Origin of the sequence: Stenotrophomonas rhizophila, from assembly GCF_003751305.1 — a bacterium.
Lineage (GTDB): Bacteria > Pseudomonadota > Gammaproteobacteria > Xanthomonadales > Xanthomonadaceae > Stenotrophomonas > Stenotrophomonas rhizophila_B.
On record NZ_RJKV01000001.1, the window covers coordinates 859,097 to 873,276 of the forward strand.

15 protein-coding genes are annotated in these 14,180 nt (G+C 65.9%); 10 read left to right on the top strand and 5 right to left on the bottom strand.

Annotated features, from left to right (window positions below; translation table 11 throughout):
- Positions 1-2 precede the first annotated feature (2 nt).
- Positions 3-443: an FKBP-type peptidyl-prolyl cis-trans isomerase gene (locus EDF74_RS03990; protein ID WP_123728885.1), complete on the bottom strand. Its 441-nt coding sequence runs from the start codon at positions 441-443 to the stop codon at positions 3-5.
- A 67-nt stretch (positions 444-510) separates the two neighbouring features.
- Between EDF74_RS03990 and EDF74_RS03995 the strand changes: the two genes are divergently transcribed.
- The 4 genes from EDF74_RS03995 (at position 511) to EDF74_RS04010 (ending at position 3,415) form a co-directional block, all read left to right on the top strand.
- Positions 511-876 (top strand): DUF6164 family protein, encoded by a 366-nt coding sequence (locus EDF74_RS03995; protein WP_123728886.1) that lies wholly within the window; start codon positions 511-513, stop codon positions 874-876.
- Between the two features lie 49 nt (positions 877-925).
- A complete protein-coding gene (locus EDF74_RS04000) occupies positions 926-1,678 on the top strand; it encodes a sulfurtransferase (protein ID WP_123728887.1) in 753 nt (250 codons plus the stop codon).
- Positions 1,679-1,816: 138 nt separating this feature from the next.
- Positions 1,817-2,809, top strand: a complete 993-nt coding sequence (locus tag EDF74_RS04005; protein WP_123728888.1) for an LLM class flavin-dependent oxidoreductase — start codon at positions 1,817-1,819, stop codon at positions 2,807-2,809.
- A gap of 96 nt (positions 2,810-2,905) precedes the next feature.
- On the top strand, positions 2,906-3,415 hold the full coding sequence (locus tag EDF74_RS04010) for a pyridoxamine 5'-phosphate oxidase family protein (RefSeq protein ID WP_123728889.1): 510 nt from the start codon (positions 2,906-2,908) through the stop codon (positions 3,413-3,415).
- 140 nt (positions 3,416-3,555) lie between these two features.
- On the opposite strand, the gene EDF74_RS04015 is transcribed toward EDF74_RS04010, so the two are convergent.
- Together EDF74_RS04015 and EDF74_RS04020 are read right to left on the bottom strand one after the other, a co-directional pair.
- On the bottom strand, positions 3,556-4,212 hold the full coding sequence (locus EDF74_RS04015; RefSeq protein WP_123728890.1) for an exopolysaccharide biosynthesis protein: 657 nt from the start codon (positions 4,210-4,212) through the stop codon (positions 3,556-3,558).
- Positions 4,196-5,506 carry a hemolysin family protein gene (locus EDF74_RS04020; protein ID WP_123728891.1) on the bottom strand — a complete coding sequence of 437 codons (1,311 nt, stop codon included), beginning with the start codon at positions 5,504-5,506 and terminating at the stop codon, positions 4,196-4,198. The genes EDF74_RS04015 and EDF74_RS04020 overlap by 17 nt, the downstream gene beginning before the upstream one ends.
- Positions 5,507-5,788: 282 nt before the next feature.
- Here EDF74_RS04020 and EDF74_RS04025 point away from each other — a divergent pair, with 282 nt between their 5' ends.
- Both EDF74_RS04025 and EDF74_RS04030 read left to right on the top strand, forming a co-directional pair.
- Positions 5,789-6,415 (top strand): DUF47 domain-containing protein, encoded by a 627-nt coding sequence (locus EDF74_RS04025; RefSeq protein WP_121041743.1) that lies wholly within the window; start codon positions 5,789-5,791, stop codon positions 6,413-6,415.
- Between the two features lie 13 nt (positions 6,416-6,428).
- A complete protein-coding gene (locus tag EDF74_RS04030) occupies positions 6,429-7,550 on the top strand; it encodes an inorganic phosphate transporter (protein ID WP_123728892.1) in 1,122 nt (373 codons plus the stop codon).
- A 105-nt stretch (positions 7,551-7,655) separates the two neighbouring features.
- On the opposite strand, the gene EDF74_RS04035 is transcribed toward EDF74_RS04030, so the two are convergent.
- Entirely contained in the window at positions 7,656-8,228 is a 573-nt protein-coding gene (locus EDF74_RS04035) for a GNAT family N-acetyltransferase (RefSeq protein WP_123728893.1), read from the bottom strand.
- A 127-nt stretch (positions 8,229-8,355) separates the two neighbouring features.
- Positions 8,356-10,245 carry a DNA topoisomerase IV subunit B gene (parE, locus tag EDF74_RS04040; protein ID WP_123728894.1) on the bottom strand — a complete coding sequence of 630 codons (1,890 nt, stop codon included), beginning with the start codon at positions 10,243-10,245 and terminating at the stop codon, positions 8,356-8,358.
- A 163-nt stretch (positions 10,246-10,408) separates the two neighbouring features.
- Here parE and EDF74_RS04045 point away from each other — a divergent pair, with 163 nt between their 5' ends.
- The 4 genes from EDF74_RS04045 (at position 10,409) to EDF74_RS04060 (ending at position 14,142) form a co-directional block, all read left to right on the top strand.
- On the top strand, positions 10,409-10,648 hold the full coding sequence (locus EDF74_RS04045; RefSeq protein ID WP_088433184.1) for a hypothetical protein: 240 nt from the start codon (positions 10,409-10,411) through the stop codon (positions 10,646-10,648).
- Between the two features lie 518 nt (positions 10,649-11,166).
- On the top strand, positions 11,167-12,831 hold the full coding sequence (locus tag EDF74_RS04050) for a CTP synthase (RefSeq protein WP_123728895.1): 1,665 nt from the start codon (positions 11,167-11,169) through the stop codon (positions 12,829-12,831).
- 67 nt (positions 12,832-12,898) lie between these two features.
- On the top strand, positions 12,899-13,729 hold the full coding sequence (gene kdsA / locus EDF74_RS04055; RefSeq protein ID WP_088433181.1) for a 3-deoxy-8-phosphooctulonate synthase: 831 nt from the start codon (positions 12,899-12,901) through the stop codon (positions 13,727-13,729).
- Positions 13,726-14,142, top strand: coding sequence for a hypothetical protein (locus tag EDF74_RS04060; RefSeq protein WP_260232178.1), 417 nt, complete (start codon positions 13,726-13,728; stop codon positions 14,140-14,142). The genes kdsA and EDF74_RS04060 overlap by 4 nt, the downstream gene beginning before the upstream one ends.
- Positions 14,143-14,180: the final 38 nt, after the last annotated feature.

The window sequence follows — 14,180 nt, forward strand, 5'->3', positions numbered from 1 at the left end:
GATCAACGCGGCTTGACGTCGAGCAGTTCGACATCGAACACCAGCGAGGAATTCGGTGCGATCGGCCCTGCGCCACGCGCGCCATAGCCATACTCGGCCGGAATCATCAGCGTGCGCTTGCCGCCCACCTTCATGCCGGCAAAGCCTTCGTCCCAGCCCTTGATGACCTGGCCCTGGCCGAGGTTGAAGGTGAAGGGCTCGCCGCGGTCGACCGAGCTGTCGAACTTGTCGCCACGCTTGTCGGCGGTGCGCTCGTCATAGATCCACCCGGTGTAGTGCACGGTGACCTTGCTGCCGGGCGTGGCCTCCGCGCCGGTGCCCGGCTGGGTATCGATCTTCTCGAACTGCGCGATGCTGCCACCGGGCGGCGGGCCGGGTGGGGTGCAGGCGGCCAGCAGCGACAACATCAGGGGGGCGAGCAGGTAACGCGGCAGACGGCGCATGGGCGGGCTCCGGATCCAAAAAACGGGGACGCAAGGGTAGCGCATCGCCGGGCGCTATCATGGGTGCATGTCGAAACTGCTGCTCAACCTGCGCAATGTCGCGGACGATGAAATCCAGGATGTCACCGCCCTGCTGGACAAGGCGGGCATCGCCCACTACCGCACCGAGCCCAGCCCCTGGGGAATCTCCTTTGGCGGGATCTGGATCCGCGACGACGCCGATCACCCTCGGGCCAAGGACCTGATGGGCGAGTACCAGCAGGCACGCGGCGAGCGCGTCCGCGGTGAGCGTGAGGCCGCGCTGCGCGACGGCACCGCCGAGACCTTCGGCAGCCTGATCCGGCGGCGCCCGGTGTTCGTGGTCGCGGTGCTGCTCGGCATGGCCGTCGCGACCGCGCTGGTGCTGCTGCCGTTCGTGCTGCTGCGCGGCTGATTCCTGGGCCGGTCAGGCGCAGCACCGGCCCTGCGGCTAAAATGGCGGGATGATCGCCAATACCGCTGCCTACCATTTCACCCCCGTCGCCGACCCGGACGCGCTGTGCGCGACCCTGCTCGAGCGGGCGACCGCCGCGCAGCTGCGCGGCACGATCCTGGTGGCGGGCGAGGGCATCAACCTGTTCCTCGCCGGCCCCGAGCCGCAGATCGACGGCTTCTATGCCGCCCTGCGCGCCGATGCGCGGTTTGCCGGGCTGCGCGTGAAGACCAGCTACAGCCAGATGCAGCCGTTCGCCCGGCTCAAGGCCAAGGTCAAGCCGGAGATCATCAGTTTCCGCATCGACGATGGCCAGCCGCTGGCCTACCCGCGCGCACCCTCGATCGATCCGGCCACGGTGCAGCGCTGGCTGCGCCAAGGGCACGACGACGCCGGCAAGCCGGTGGTGATGCTGGATACGCGCAACACCCAGGAAATCGAGTACGGCACCTTCCAGGACGCACTGGTGCTGCCGATCACCAAGTTCACCGATCTGCCCGAAGCCCTGGCCCCGCACCGCGAGGCGCTCAAGGACAGCACCGTGGTCAGCTTCTGCACCGGCGGCATCCGCTGCGAGAAGGCCGCGCTGTGGATGCGCAACGATGGCATGGACAACGTCCTGCAGCTGGACGGCGGCATCCTGGGCTATTTCGAGGCCGTGGGCGGTGAGGGCTATGACGGCCGCTGCTTCGTCTTCGATGAGCGCGTGGCGCTGGATGCGGCCCTGCAGCCGCTGGTCGACCAGGACGCCGACGCCGCCTGAGCCGTCTTCACGGCCTGGATTGTCCTGAATCGTCGCGAGACGGAAATCAGCGTCTTGCCACCTGCGCCTTGTGGGCGGTGGCAAACCGGCCGGCCAGCCCCATCTCAGTGGGATATCTCCTGGTTGGAATGAGCATTCATGATGCAGCTGTCGATTCTTGATCTGGCGCCGGTCTGCGAAGGCAGCGACACCACGCAGGCCTTCGCCAACATGCTGGACCTGGCCCAGCACGCCGAAGGTTGGGGCTTCCACCGCTATTGGCTGGCCGAGCACCACAACATGCCCGGCATCGCCAGCGCCGCGACCGCCGTACTGATCGGCCATGTGGCCGGGGGCACGAAGCGTATCCGCGTCGGTGCCGGCGGCATCATGCTGCCCAATCACTCGCCGCTGCAGGTGGCCGAGCAGTTCGGCACGCTGGCCTCGCTGTACCCGGACCGCATCGACCTCGGTCTGGGCCGCGCGCCCGGCACCGACCAGCCGACCGCCCGCGCATTGCGTCGCTACTTCGACAGCGCCGACCAGTTCCCGCAGGACGTGCGTGAGCTGCTGCATTACTTCGAGCCGGCCCAGAAGGGCCAGGCCGTGCGCGCCGTGCCCGGTGCGGGCATCCCGGTGCCGGTGTGGCTGCTCGGCTCCAGCCTGTTCAGTGCACGGCTGTCAGCGGCGATGGGCCTGCCGTTCGCCTTCGCCTCGCACTTCGCCCCGGACGCGATGGATGAAGCGCTGGCGGTCTACCGCCGCGAGTTCCGTGCCTCGCAGTATCTGCAGTCGCCGTACGCGGTGCTGGGCTTGAACGTGGTCGCCAGCGATACCGAAGCCGAGGCCAAGCGCTTGTTCACCACCCAGCAGCAGAGCTTCGTCAATCTGCGTCGTGGCCTGCCGGGTCTGATCCCGCCGCCGATCGACGACATCGAAGCGTTCTGGCAGCCGCACGAAAAGGCCGGCGTCCAGAGCGCGCTGGCCTGTGCGGTGGTCGGTGACGTGCAGCAGGTGCAGGAAGGCCTCGCCGCGTTCGTGGCACGACACAAGCCGGATGAAGTGCTGGTCACCGCCAACATCTACGATCACGCCGCGCGCAAACGTTCGTTCGGGCTGGCAATGCAGGCTTGGCGCGCACTGCAGGTGTGACAGCGGCGCGGCGTGCGAAGAAAGTGTGACCGCGCGGTTCACGTCGCCGTAGCTGCCGATCGGCTGTGATGGGGCTCCCCTTACAGGAGCCACCTCATGGCCGAACTCGATCGCCAGCAGCACATCAAACAACTGGCTGAACTGATCCGCGATGTGGACATCGCGATGTTCACCACGGTCGGCGCGGACGGGCGCTTGTTCAGCCGTCCGCTGGGTACGCAGGAAGTCGAATTCGATGGCGACCTGTGGTTCGCCACCGGGGCCGACAGCCCGAAGATCGCGGAGATCACCGCCAACCCGCGCGTCAACGTGGCCTATGCCTCGCCGTCGGGCAACACCTATGTGTCCGTCTCGGGCACCGCGCGTGTGGTCCATGACCGCGCCAAGATCGATGAACTCTGGTCGCCGGCGATGAAGGTCTTTTTCCCCGGCGGCAAGGACGATCCGAACCTGCGCCTGATCCATGTCAGCGCCGAATCGGCCGAGTACTGGGATGGCCCCGGTGGCCTGCTCGGCAAGGCACTGTACTTCGTGCTGTCGGCGGTGACCGATGATCCGGGCGCCATGTCCGACACCGGCACGGTGGATCTCAAACCCGGCGCGTAGGACCGACTCGGTAGCTCGGTAGGTACCGACCGTTGGTCGGTACTTCAGCGGCAGGTACCGACCGTTGGTCGGTACTTCAGCGGCAGGTACCGACCGTTGGTCGGTACTTCAGCGGCAGGTACCGACCGTTGGTCGGTACTTCAGAACCAGCGCTGGAACAGATCCACCGTATAGCCCACCAGCTGCCCCGAACTGACGCCGAAGAACAATATGGCAGCGACCGCGCCGATCCAGTTGAGCAGCATCAGCACGCCATCGCGTTCCAGCAATGCCAGCGCGAACAGCAGCAGCTGGAAGCCGAACAGATAGTTGGTGAGCGGGATCGGCAGCGACAACAGGACGCCGATCAGGATCAGCAGCAGCCCGCTGAACGCATGCGCGGGCAGCGGTACCAGCAGGCCGGGCATCCGCGGCTTGAGCAGGCGGTCCAGCCGCCGTAGTGGACGGTCGATGCGCTCCAGGAACCGATGCATGGTGCCGCGCTTGGGTCCGCGGTTGCGGATGAAGCCGGGCAGCCAGGGCCGGCGCATGCCGCACAGCATCTGCGCGCCGATCAGCACCACCAGCGGTCCACTGACCGCGCCGCCCAGCCCGGGGATCGGGATGAAGGCCGGCAGGATCGCCACGAACAGGAACACACCGAACGCGCTCTGTTGCAGATCCTGCAGGATCTGGCCCAGCAGCAGCCGTTCCTCCGGGTCACCGTGGTCGAACATCGCCAGCAGGGTACGGATACCCTCATTGCGGTACTGGGGCCGCGTCGGGTCCGGCGGCGTCGGCTCAGCCGGTGATGTCATCGGTCTCGTCTTCGCTCAGGGTGCGCAGCAACAGCTTGTCGACACGGGCACCGTCGAGATCGACGATCTCGATGCGCCAGCCGGCCCAATCGAAGTACTCGCCCGCATGCGGGATGCGGCCGAAATAGTGGATGCACATGCCGGCCAGCGTGTAGTAGTCGCCATCATCGGCATCGGGCAGCTCGGCGTTGCCCATCAGTTCGCGCAGGTCTTCAATCGAGAGCGAGCCATCGACCAGGAACGAGCCGTCCTCACGGGTCACGACCAGCGCGTCCTCGTCCACGTTCTCCACCGACTGCAGGCGGCCGACCACCGCGCCCATCAGGTCGCTGATGGTGACCAGGCCCTGGATCTCGCCGTACTCGTCCACCACCAGCGCCATCGACTGCTGTTCCTCGCGGAAAATCTCCAGCAGCTTCATCGCATGGGTGGACTCGGAGACGTACAGCGGCTCGCGCAGGTTCTGGAACAGCGAATGGTCGTCGCGCACCAGGCGCGTCACCAGGCTCTTGACCTCCAGCACGCCGACGATGTCCTGGTCGTTGTCGCGGAACACCGGGTAACGCGAGAATTCGTTCTCGCGCATGGTCGCGATGTTCTTCTCCGGATCGGCCTGCGTATCCAGCCACGCAATCCGGTTGCGGGGGGTCATCAGGCTGTCGGCGGTGCGGTCGCCCAGGCGCATGACGCGGTTCATCATGTCGCGCTCATGGGCATCGATCACGCCGGCCTCGTGGCTTTCGGCCACCAGCATGCGGATTTCCTCTTCGGTGACCGAGGCGGCCTCGTCCTTGCCCAGGCCCAGCACGCGCAGCACCAGTCGGGTGCTGTGCGAGAGCAGCCACACCGCCGGGAAGGCGATACGTGACAGCCAGCCCATCGGCCACGCCACCAGCCCGGCGATATCCTCCGAACGGGTGATCGCCAGGCGTTTGGGGACCAGTTCGCCGAAGATCAGCGTCAGGAAGGTGATCAGAGCGACCGCAAGCGCCTTGCCGACTTCCGCGGAATAGGCGAAGGCCGGCACGATGCCGTGCAGCCACTCGGCGATGGCCAGGCCGATCGCCTCACCGCCGAACACACCGGTCAGGATGCCGATCAGGGTGATGCCGATCTGGACCGTGGACAGGAAGCTCTCCGGCTTCTCGGACAGGGCCAGGGCGCGCTCGGCGCGCTTGCTGGACCCTGCCATCTGCTTCAGGCGGCTCTTGCGCGAGGTCATGACCGACATCTCGGACATGGCGAAGAAGCCGTTGAGCAGGATCAGGGCGAGGACAATAATCAGTTCAAACACGGGCGGCTTCCCCGGTTGGTGGCAGGGAGGGCGTGTTCAAGCGATGTCGGCTACCGGAGGGCGCGTAAGCGCGGCGGTGCGGCGGGGGGTAAGGGTCGTCGTCCATAGAGTGCACCCGAAGGTGCCCGCGCATCTTAACAAAAGGCCGGGGCAGGGGTGCAAACAGAGTCGTTCAGACGGGGCCGTCCCAGCGTGAAGAAGGGGGGGAGTACCCGGAACAGACATCAAACCGTCATAATTCCGCCCGGTGCCGTCCTTCCTCGACGGCGAATAGGTTTCTCAATGTTCTCTCTGCAGACCATTTTTGGCTCCGGCAAACAGTTCTATACCCTGCTGGACGAGGCTGCCCAGGCCGCCCAGGACAGTTCCAAGGCGCTGCACTCCATGCTGCGCGAAGCGGACCGCCAGCCGGCGCTGGACGCCTTCAAGCTGGCCCGCCTGCGCGAGCGCGCGGCCTCGGACAAGATCAGCCAGGCGCTGGTCGACAGCTTCATGACCCCGATCGAGCGCGAAGACATCGAAGCGCTGGGCTCGGCGCTGTACAAGATTCCCAAGCAGATCGAGAAGTTCGCCGATCGCTATTCGCTGGCCACCCAGCATCTGGAACACATCGATTTCGCGCCGCGCGCGGCGATGCTGGAACAGGCGGCCAGCGTGGTGGTGGAGATGGTCAACGACCTGCGCCACATGAACCTGGACCGGATGACCGCGCTCAACGAGAAGCTGCGTTCGCTGGAAAACGAAGCCGACCGCCTGATGCTCGAGCTGTACCGCGACATCTACTCCGGCCGCCTGGACAGCCTGCAGATGTTCCTGCTCAAGGAATTCTTCGAGATCCTGGAAAAGGCCATCGATCGTTGCCGCGAGGCCGGCGTGGTGGCGTACCAGATCGTGTTGAAGAACAGCTGACGGACGCCACAGCATGCTGACCCTTGTCCTGGTGGTGATCCTGGCCGCGCTCGTTTTCGAGTTCATCAACGGCTTCCACGACACCGCCAACTCCATCGCCACCGTGGTGGCGACCAAAGTGCTCTCACCCGGCTGGGCGGTGATGCTCGCCGCGTTCATGAACTTGATCGGCGCGCTGACCGGCACCGCCGTCGCGCTGACCATCGCCTCGGGCCTGCTCAACACCAACGTGGTCGATGTGACCCCGCAGGTGATCCTGTGCGCGCTGCTGGGCGGCATCATCTGGAACCTGATCACGTGGTGGAAGGGGCTGCCTTCCTCGTCCTCGCACGCCCTGATCGGCGGCCTGTGCGGCGCCGGCCTGGCCGCCGCCCACAACAACTGGGATGCCCTGATCTGGTCCGAGCGCATCGGCACCTGGGCCCAGAACAAGGGCCTGCTGTGGAAGGTGTTCCTGCCGATGATCACCTCGCCGATCGCCGGCTTCCTGCTCGGCGTCGCGGTGATGCTGCTGCTGTGGGGCATGATCGCGGGCATGGCGAAGATCGGTGGCTTCCTGGGCCGTCTGGCCCGCCCGCGCATCGTCAATGCGTTCTTCGGCAAGGCGCAGATCGTGTCGGCGGCCTACATGGGCTTCGCCCACGGCCACAACGATGCGCAGAAGACCATGGGCATCATCGCCATGACCCTGATCGGTGCCGAGGCAACCGGTGCACTGAACGACCTGCCGTCCTGGCTGGCCTTCATGCACCCGGACGCGAGCGCCGGTGACGGCATCGCGATGTGGATCGTGCTGACCTGCGCCGTGGTGATGGCCGCCGGTACCGCCTCGGGCGGCTGGAAGATCATCAAGACCCTGGGCCACAAGATGGTCAAGCTGCATCCGATCCACGGCTTCGCCGCGGAAACGAGCTCGGCCACGATCCTGACCGTGGCGGCGCACTTCGGCATGCCGGTCTCGACCACCCACAGCATCTCCACCGCGATCATGGGCGTGGGCTTCGCCAAGAACCCGCGCTCGCTGCGCTTCGGCGTGATCGAGCGCATCGTGTGGGCGTGGATCCTGACCATCCCGGCTGCCGGCGGGTGTGCGTACCTGATCCTGCGTCTGTTCGAAATGTTCGGCTGGGCCTGATCGGTCCGCACGGTTGAACATCGAAAAGCCCGCCGAAAGGCGGGCTTTTTCGTGGAGCAAGGCGGAAGCATGGGCCGGGATGGCCAGCGGTGTTTCGTGCGGCGCTCATCCCGAGGCTGCGCTTCCTGGCCCCTGCCACTCCCGTGCCAGCAGCCCATACACGGCAGAATCGGATAGCTCGCCGGCGACCCGCCAGCGCTCGCGCAGCAGCCCCTCGCGCAGGAAGCCGAGCCGCTCCAGCACCTTCGCCGAGGGCACGTTGCGCGGATCGATCTCCGCCTCCAGGCGCCGCAGGCGCAGCACATCGAACAGATACGCCACGAACCGTGACAGCGCCTCGTGCATGTAGCCCTTGCCCTGTGCCGACGGGGCTAGGTGATACCCGATCTCCGCGCGCCTGGACGTTTCGTCGATCGCGAACACCACTACGATCCCCAGCAGCGGCCCGTCCGCACGTTCACGGATCGCCAGTTTGAGCTGCGTGCCGGCATCGATCGCGGCCAGATCGTCGAGGATCTGCACGTAGGCCTGTTTCAGGTCGGTCCACGCAGGATGGTTCCAGTAGCGCATTACCGCACGGTCGGACTGGATCGCAAACAACGCCTGGGCGTCTGTCGCGCAGATCGGGGTCAGCACCAGGCGTTCGCTGTCCAGCTGCAGGGGCGGGTCGAACGGCATGCGGGTTCCCGTGATCGTGGTGCGGCCAAGGTAGCCGCTCCTACCGCGTGCATCCATGCCTGGCGTGTTCCCGCGCCAAGAAAAAACCCGCCGGAAGGCGGGTTTTTTCAGTGTCACAACCGGCCGATCAGACCTCCAGTGAAGCCAGATCGCCCTTCTTTTCCAGCCAGCCCTTGCGGTCGCTCGCACGCTTCTTGGCCAGCAGCATGTCCATCAGCGAATGGGTCTGCTCGCCGTCATCGATGGTCAGCTGCACCAGGCGGCGCGTATCGGGATGGATGGTGGACTCACGCAGCTGCTGCGGATTCATTTCACCCAGGCCCTTGAAGCGGGTCACGCTGATCTGGCCCTTGATCTTCTCGCGCTCGATCTTGTCCAGCATCGTGCGCTTCTCTTCCTCGTCCAGCGCGTAGAACACCTGCTTGCCCACGTCGACACGGAACAGTGGCGGCATCGCCACGAACACGTGGCCGGCATCGACCAGCGCCGGGAAGTGCTTGAGGAACAGCGCGGTCAGCAGGGTCGCAATGTGCAGGCCGTCCGAGTCGGCGTCGGCCAGGATGACGACCTTGCCGTAACGCAGGCCGGCGATGTCGTCCTTGCCCGGGTCGCAGCCGATCGCGATGGCCAGGTTGTGCACTTCTTCGGAGGCCAGCACGCTGCCCGAGGACACTTCCCAGGTGTTGAGGATCTTGCCGCGCAGCGGCAGGATCGCCTGGAAGTCCTTGTCACGGGCCTGCTTGGCGCTGCCGCCTGCGGAGTCGCCTTCGACCAGGAACAGCTCGGTGCGCGACAGGTCCTGGCTGATGCAGTCGGCCAGCTTGCCGGGCAGGGCGGGGCCCTGGGTGACCTTCTTGCGGGTCACCAGCTTTTCGGTCTTCAAACGCGCGCTGGCGCGCTCGATGGCCAGCTGCGCGATCTGCTCGCCCAATGCGACGTTCTGGTTGAGCAGCAGGCTGAAGGCATCGTGCGCGGCGCCTTCGACGAACCCGGCGGCCTGGCGCGAGGACAGGCGTTCCTTGGTCTGGCCGCTGAACTGCGGGTCGGTCATCTTCAGCGACAGCACGAACGACACGCGGTCCCAGACATCTTCCGGGGCCAGCTTGACGCCACGCGGCAGCAGGTTGCGGAAGTCGCAGAACTCGCGCAGCGCCTCGGTCAGGCCGGTGCGCAGGCCGTTGGCGTGGGTGCCGTGCTGGGCGGTCGGGATCAGGTTGACGTAGCTTTCCTGGACCAGTTCGCCCTCGGGGATCCAGGCCAGGGCCCAGTCCACGATCTCGTTTTCTTTCTTGAGGTGACCCACGAACAGGTCGGCCGGCAGCATCTCGCGCTCGCCGAGTTCGGCCTTGAGGTAATCGCTCAGGCCATCCTCGTAGTACCAGGTGTCCTGCTCGCCGGTGGCTTCATCGAGAAGCTTCACGGTCAGGCCCGGGCACAGCACGGCTTTGGCGCGCAGCAGGTGGCGCAGCCCACGCAGGTTGTACTTGGGCGTGTCGAAGTACTTCGGGTCGGCCCAGAAGCGCACGCGGGTACCGGTGTTTTTCTTGCCGACGCTGCCGACCACTTCCAGCGGGGTGGCGCGGTCGCCGTTGCGGAAGGTGATGCGGTGTTCGCTCCCCTCGCGCTTGATGTGCACTTCGACCAGGGTGGACAACGCGTTGACCACGCTGACGCCAACGCCATGCAGGCCGCCGGAGAAAGTGTAGTTCTTGTTGTTGAACTTGCCGCCCGCGTGAAGGCGGGTCAGGATCAGTTCGACGCCGGGGATCTTCTCCTCGGGGTGGATGTCCACGGGCATGCCACGGCCGTCATCGCTGACTTCGCAGCTGCCGTCCTTGAACAGCGTGACGTCGACCGTGTGGGCGTGTCCGGCCAAGGCTTCGTCGACGGCATTGTCGATGACTTCCTGCGCCAGATGGTTGGGGCGCGCGGTGTCGGTGTACATGCCGGGGCGGCGCTTGACCGGGTCCAGGCCGGACAGGACTTCAATATCGGCGGCGTTATAGCGGGCGTTCATCTGTCTTCATAAAGCGCAATGCGACGGCGAAGTTTGCGGTCTGGACGGGTTTTTTGCACGCCACACGTTCAGGGGGCGGCCGACCGGGGCGCGATAGACTGTGCTGGATGGGAAACCGGAGCCTCCGGCGCCCCATTCCATGCCATACCGCGAGGAGCACCCCATGAAGAAGTTGCTGACCATCGTTGCCATCGCCGCCGCCGTCGTGGCCGTGCCCATGGCACTGGCCCAGAACGCCGGACAGGGCCAGCCCACGCCGCAGCAGGGCGAACAGGCCGACAAGGCACAGGCTGAGGCGGATGCCAAGGCCAAACGCCGCGCCGCCGCCACGGCCGAAATGAAGGCCAAGGGCGAGCAGGCCCCGCAGAAGGAAGAGGAAGAAGAAGCGCGGAAGAAGCGATAAGCGCTTCGCGCTGACGCTTCCCCACGGTTTGCGCGGCAAACCGTGGGCCCCGCTCACCCTCTCCTCCACATCCCCGCGCCTGTCGGCGCGCCCCCTTGAACTCCAAGGGGGCTCTCCACCAGAGAGACCTGGGGATCTGAAAAAGTATCCAACATGAGCCCCGGTATCGCGCCGGGGCTCTTCTTTTTATGTGAAGACCGTCATCCGCCCCTTGGGCTGGAGGCCGTCAATCTGTAAACTATGGCTTTCCGGGAGTAGTGCGTGTCATCCATCAGCGAATGGACTGGCCTGATCGTGCGCGATCGCCAGCAGGGTAGGCAGGAGGTGACGGTCCAGACAGCGGCCGGCACGGCTGACCCGACGTCGCTGACCCACTCCCGCACCGTATCCCCCCTGATCCCGGTCCTGGCGCGTGAAGACGCCGCCGCCAGTCGGATCCTTTCGATTTCCCCCTTTACGTCGTCCGTCGCCCCGCGCGCCGGCGCCGTTTCCCCCTTCCTGACAGGACACCCCCAGCCATGACTCCCTTGATCTTCGTAACCGGCGGCGTAGTGTCCTCGCTCGGCAAAGGCATTGCCGCGGCGTCGCTTGCCGCCATCCTCGAGGCCCGCGGCCTGCGGGTGACGATGATGAAGCTCGATCCGTACATCAACGTCGACCCGGGCACCATGAGCCCGTTCCAGCACGGTGAGGTCTATGTCACCGACGATGGCGCCGAGACCGACCTGGACCTGGGCCATTACGAGCGCTTCGTGCGCACCCGCCTGAGCCGCAAGAACTCGGTCACCACCGGCCGCATCTACGAGAACGTGATCCGCAAGGAGCGCCGCGGCGACTACCTCGGCGCCACCGTGCAGGTCATCCCGCACATCACCGATGAAATCCGCCGCTGCATGGACGAGGCCACCGAAGGCTTCGACGTGGCGCTGGTGGAGATCGGCGGCACCGTGGGCGACATCGAGTCGCTGCCGTTCCTGGAAGCGATCCGCCAGGTACGCACCGAGCGCGGCCCGGAGAAGGCGCTGTTCATGCACCTGACCCTGGTGCCGTACATCGCCGCCGCTGGCGAACTGAAGACCAAGCCGACCCAGCACTCGGTCAAGGAACTGCGCTCGATCGGCATCCAGCCGGACGTGCTGCTGTGCCGTTCCGAGCAGGTCGTGCCAGATTCGGAGCGCCGCAAGATCGCCCAGTTCACCAACGTCTCCGAGCGCGCCGTGATCAGCGTGCCAGACGTGGACGTGCTGTACCGCATCCCGATGGGCCTGCACGCGCAGGGTCTGGACGACATCGTCGTCAACCAGCTCAAGCTCGGCGACAAGGCCGGTCCGGTCGATCTGGCCGAGTGGGAAGCGGCGGTGGATGCCACGCTGCACCCGCTGGACGAGGTCACCATCGCGGTGGTCGGCAAGTATGTCGATCACCAGGACGCCTACAAGTCGGTCGGCGAGGCGCTCAAGCACGGCGGCCTGCGCCAGCGCACCAAGGTCAACCTGAAGTGGCTCGAAGCGCAGGAGCTGGAAGACAGCGACCTGGCCGCACTCAAGGACGTTGACGGCATCCTGGTGCCGGGCGGCTTCGGCGATCGTGGCTTCGAAGGCAAGGTGCTGAGCTCGCAGTTCGCCCGTGAGCAGAATGTGCCGTACTTCGGCATCTGCTACGGCATGCAGGCCGCGGTGGTCGATTTCGCCCGCCACGTGGCCGGCCTGGAAGGCGCCAACAGCACCGAGAACGATCGCCAGTCGCCGAACCCGGTGATCGGCCTGATCACCGAATGGCGCACCGCCACCGGCGATGTCGAGAAGCGCGACGACAAGAGCGATCTGGGCGGCACCATGCGCCTGGGCCTGCAGGAGCAGCGCCTGAAGCCGGGCACGCTGGCCCGCGAGCTGTACGGCAAGGATGTGGTCTCCGAGCGTCACCGCCACCGCTACGAGTTCAACAACCGCTACCGCACCCAGCTGGAAGATGCGGGCCTGGTGATCGCCGGCAAATCGATGGATGACACTCTGGTGGAAGTCATCGAACTGCCGCGTGATCAGCACCCGTGGTTCCTGGCCTGCCAGGCGCACCCGGAGTTCCTGTCCACGCCGCGCGAGGGCCACCCGCTGTTCATCGGCTTCATCCGTGCCGCGCGCGAGCGCAAGGCCGGTGGCAAGCTGGCGCAGGACGCAGCGGCCTGATCGCCGCCTCATTAATCACCCACGGCGGCTGGCCTGGCCAGCGTTCGCCGGACAACAAGGAAATGCCATGAAACTGTGTGGATTCGACGTCGGGCTGGACCAGCCCCTGTTCCTGATCGCCGGCCCGTGTGTGATCGAGTCGATGCAGCTGCAGCTGGACGTGGCGGGCAAGTTGAAGGAAATCACCGATCGCCTCGGCATCAACTTCATCTTCAAGTCGAGCTTCGACAAGGCCAACCGCACCTCGGGCACCGCCTTCCGCGGTCCGGGCATGGAAGAAGGCCTGAAGGTCCTGGCCGAAGTGAAGAAGCAGATCGGCGTGCCGGTGCTGACCGACGTACACGAATACACCCCGATGGACGAAGTGGCCTCGGTGGTGGACGTGCTGCAGACCCCGGCGTTCCTGGTGCGACAGACCGACTTCATCACCAAGGTGTGCGCGACCGGCAAGCCGGTGAACATCAAGAAGGGTCAGTTCCTGTCCCCGTGGGACATGAAGCCTGTCGTGGAGAAGGCCAAGGCCACCGGCAACCAGGACATCATGGTCTGCGAGCGCGGTGCCAGCTTCGGCTACAACAACCTGGTCAGCGACATGCGCTCGCTGTCGGTGATGCGCGATACCGGCTGCCCGGTCGTGTTCGATGCCACCCATTCGGTACAGCTGCCGGGCGGGCAGGGCAACAGCTCCGGTGGCCAGCGCGAGTTCGTGCCGGTGCTGGCGCGTGCGGCGGTCGCTGTCGGTGTGTCGGGCCTGTTCGCCGAGACCCACCCGGATCCGTCCAAGGCGCTGTCCGATGGCCCCAACGCATGGCCGCTGGACCGCATGGAAGAGCTGCTGGAAACCCTGATGGAGCTCGACGCGGTCACCAAGAAGCACGGGTTCTCGCGCTTCGCATGATGGGTGACGTTCCGGCGTCACCCGCGGTGCGCCGCGGCTGGCGTGGCTGGGCCTGGGGCTGGATCGCGCTGGGCGCGGCGATCGCGGTCTGGTGCGGGGTGTTCCTGCAGGTCGTGCTGATGTTCGCCAGCGTCGGTTCGCCCGGCGATGGCGACAACGCATTGCGCTCGGTGATGCCGATGCTGCTGGTGACGCTGTCGCTGACCGGCACCGCCGCGCTGTCCTGTGTGATCGCCAGCGTGCTGGCGTTCCGGCTGCGCCGGCAACCGGCCGGTGGCGGCGTCGCGCTGGCATTGCTGGCGTTGCTGCTGGTGGTGTTGGTGATCCCGTCGCTGGTTCCGAGCAACTCCAGTGTGGTTGGCAGGCTGTCCGCGCCCACGCCGATTTGGCAAGTGACGGGTGTGCAGGGATAATCACGCGGCATGTTTGTTTCGGCGCTGCATTGGCGGCG

Coding starts and splice junctions, on each gene's coding strand:
- EDF74_RS04060 (WP_260232178.1), top strand. CDS start 13,726: ATGATGGGTGACGTTCCGGCGTCACCCGCGGTGCGCCGCGGCTGGCGT.
- EDF74_RS04025 (WP_121041743.1), top strand. CDS start 5,789: ATGTTCTCTCTGCAGACCATTTTTGGCTCCGGCAAACAGTTCTATACC.
- EDF74_RS03995 (WP_123728886.1), top strand. CDS start 511: ATGTCGAAACTGCTGCTCAACCTGCGCAATGTCGCGGACGATGAAATC.
- EDF74_RS04050 (WP_123728895.1), top strand. CDS start 11,167: ATGACTCCCTTGATCTTCGTAACCGGCGGCGTAGTGTCCTCGCTCGGC.
- EDF74_RS04045 (WP_088433184.1), top strand. CDS start 10,409: ATGAAGAAGTTGCTGACCATCGTTGCCATCGCCGCCGCCGTCGTGGCC.
- EDF74_RS04030 (WP_123728892.1), top strand. CDS start 6,429: ATGCTGACCCTTGTCCTGGTGGTGATCCTGGCCGCGCTCGTTTTCGAG.
- EDF74_RS04000 (WP_123728887.1), top strand. CDS start 926: ATGATCGCCAATACCGCTGCCTACCATTTCACCCCCGTCGCCGACCCG.
- parE (WP_123728894.1), bottom strand. CDS start 10,245: ATGAACGCCCGCTATAACGCCGCCGATATTGAAGTCCTGTCCGGCCTG.
- EDF74_RS04005 (WP_123728888.1), top strand. CDS start 1,817: ATGATGCAGCTGTCGATTCTTGATCTGGCGCCGGTCTGCGAAGGCAGC.
- EDF74_RS03990 (WP_123728885.1), bottom strand. CDS start 443: ATGCGCCGTCTGCCGCGTTACCTGCTCGCCCCCCTGATGTTGTCGCTG.
- EDF74_RS04035 (WP_123728893.1), bottom strand. CDS start 8,228: ATGCCGTTCGACCCGCCCCTGCAGCTGGACAGCGAACGCCTGGTGCTG.
- EDF74_RS04010 (WP_123728889.1), top strand. CDS start 2,906: ATGGCCGAACTCGATCGCCAGCAGCACATCAAACAACTGGCTGAACTG.
- kdsA (WP_088433181.1), top strand. CDS start 12,899: ATGAAACTGTGTGGATTCGACGTCGGGCTGGACCAGCCCCTGTTCCTG.
- EDF74_RS04015 (WP_123728890.1), bottom strand. CDS start 4,212: ATGACATCACCGGCTGAGCCGACGCCGCCGGACCCGACGCGGCCCCAG.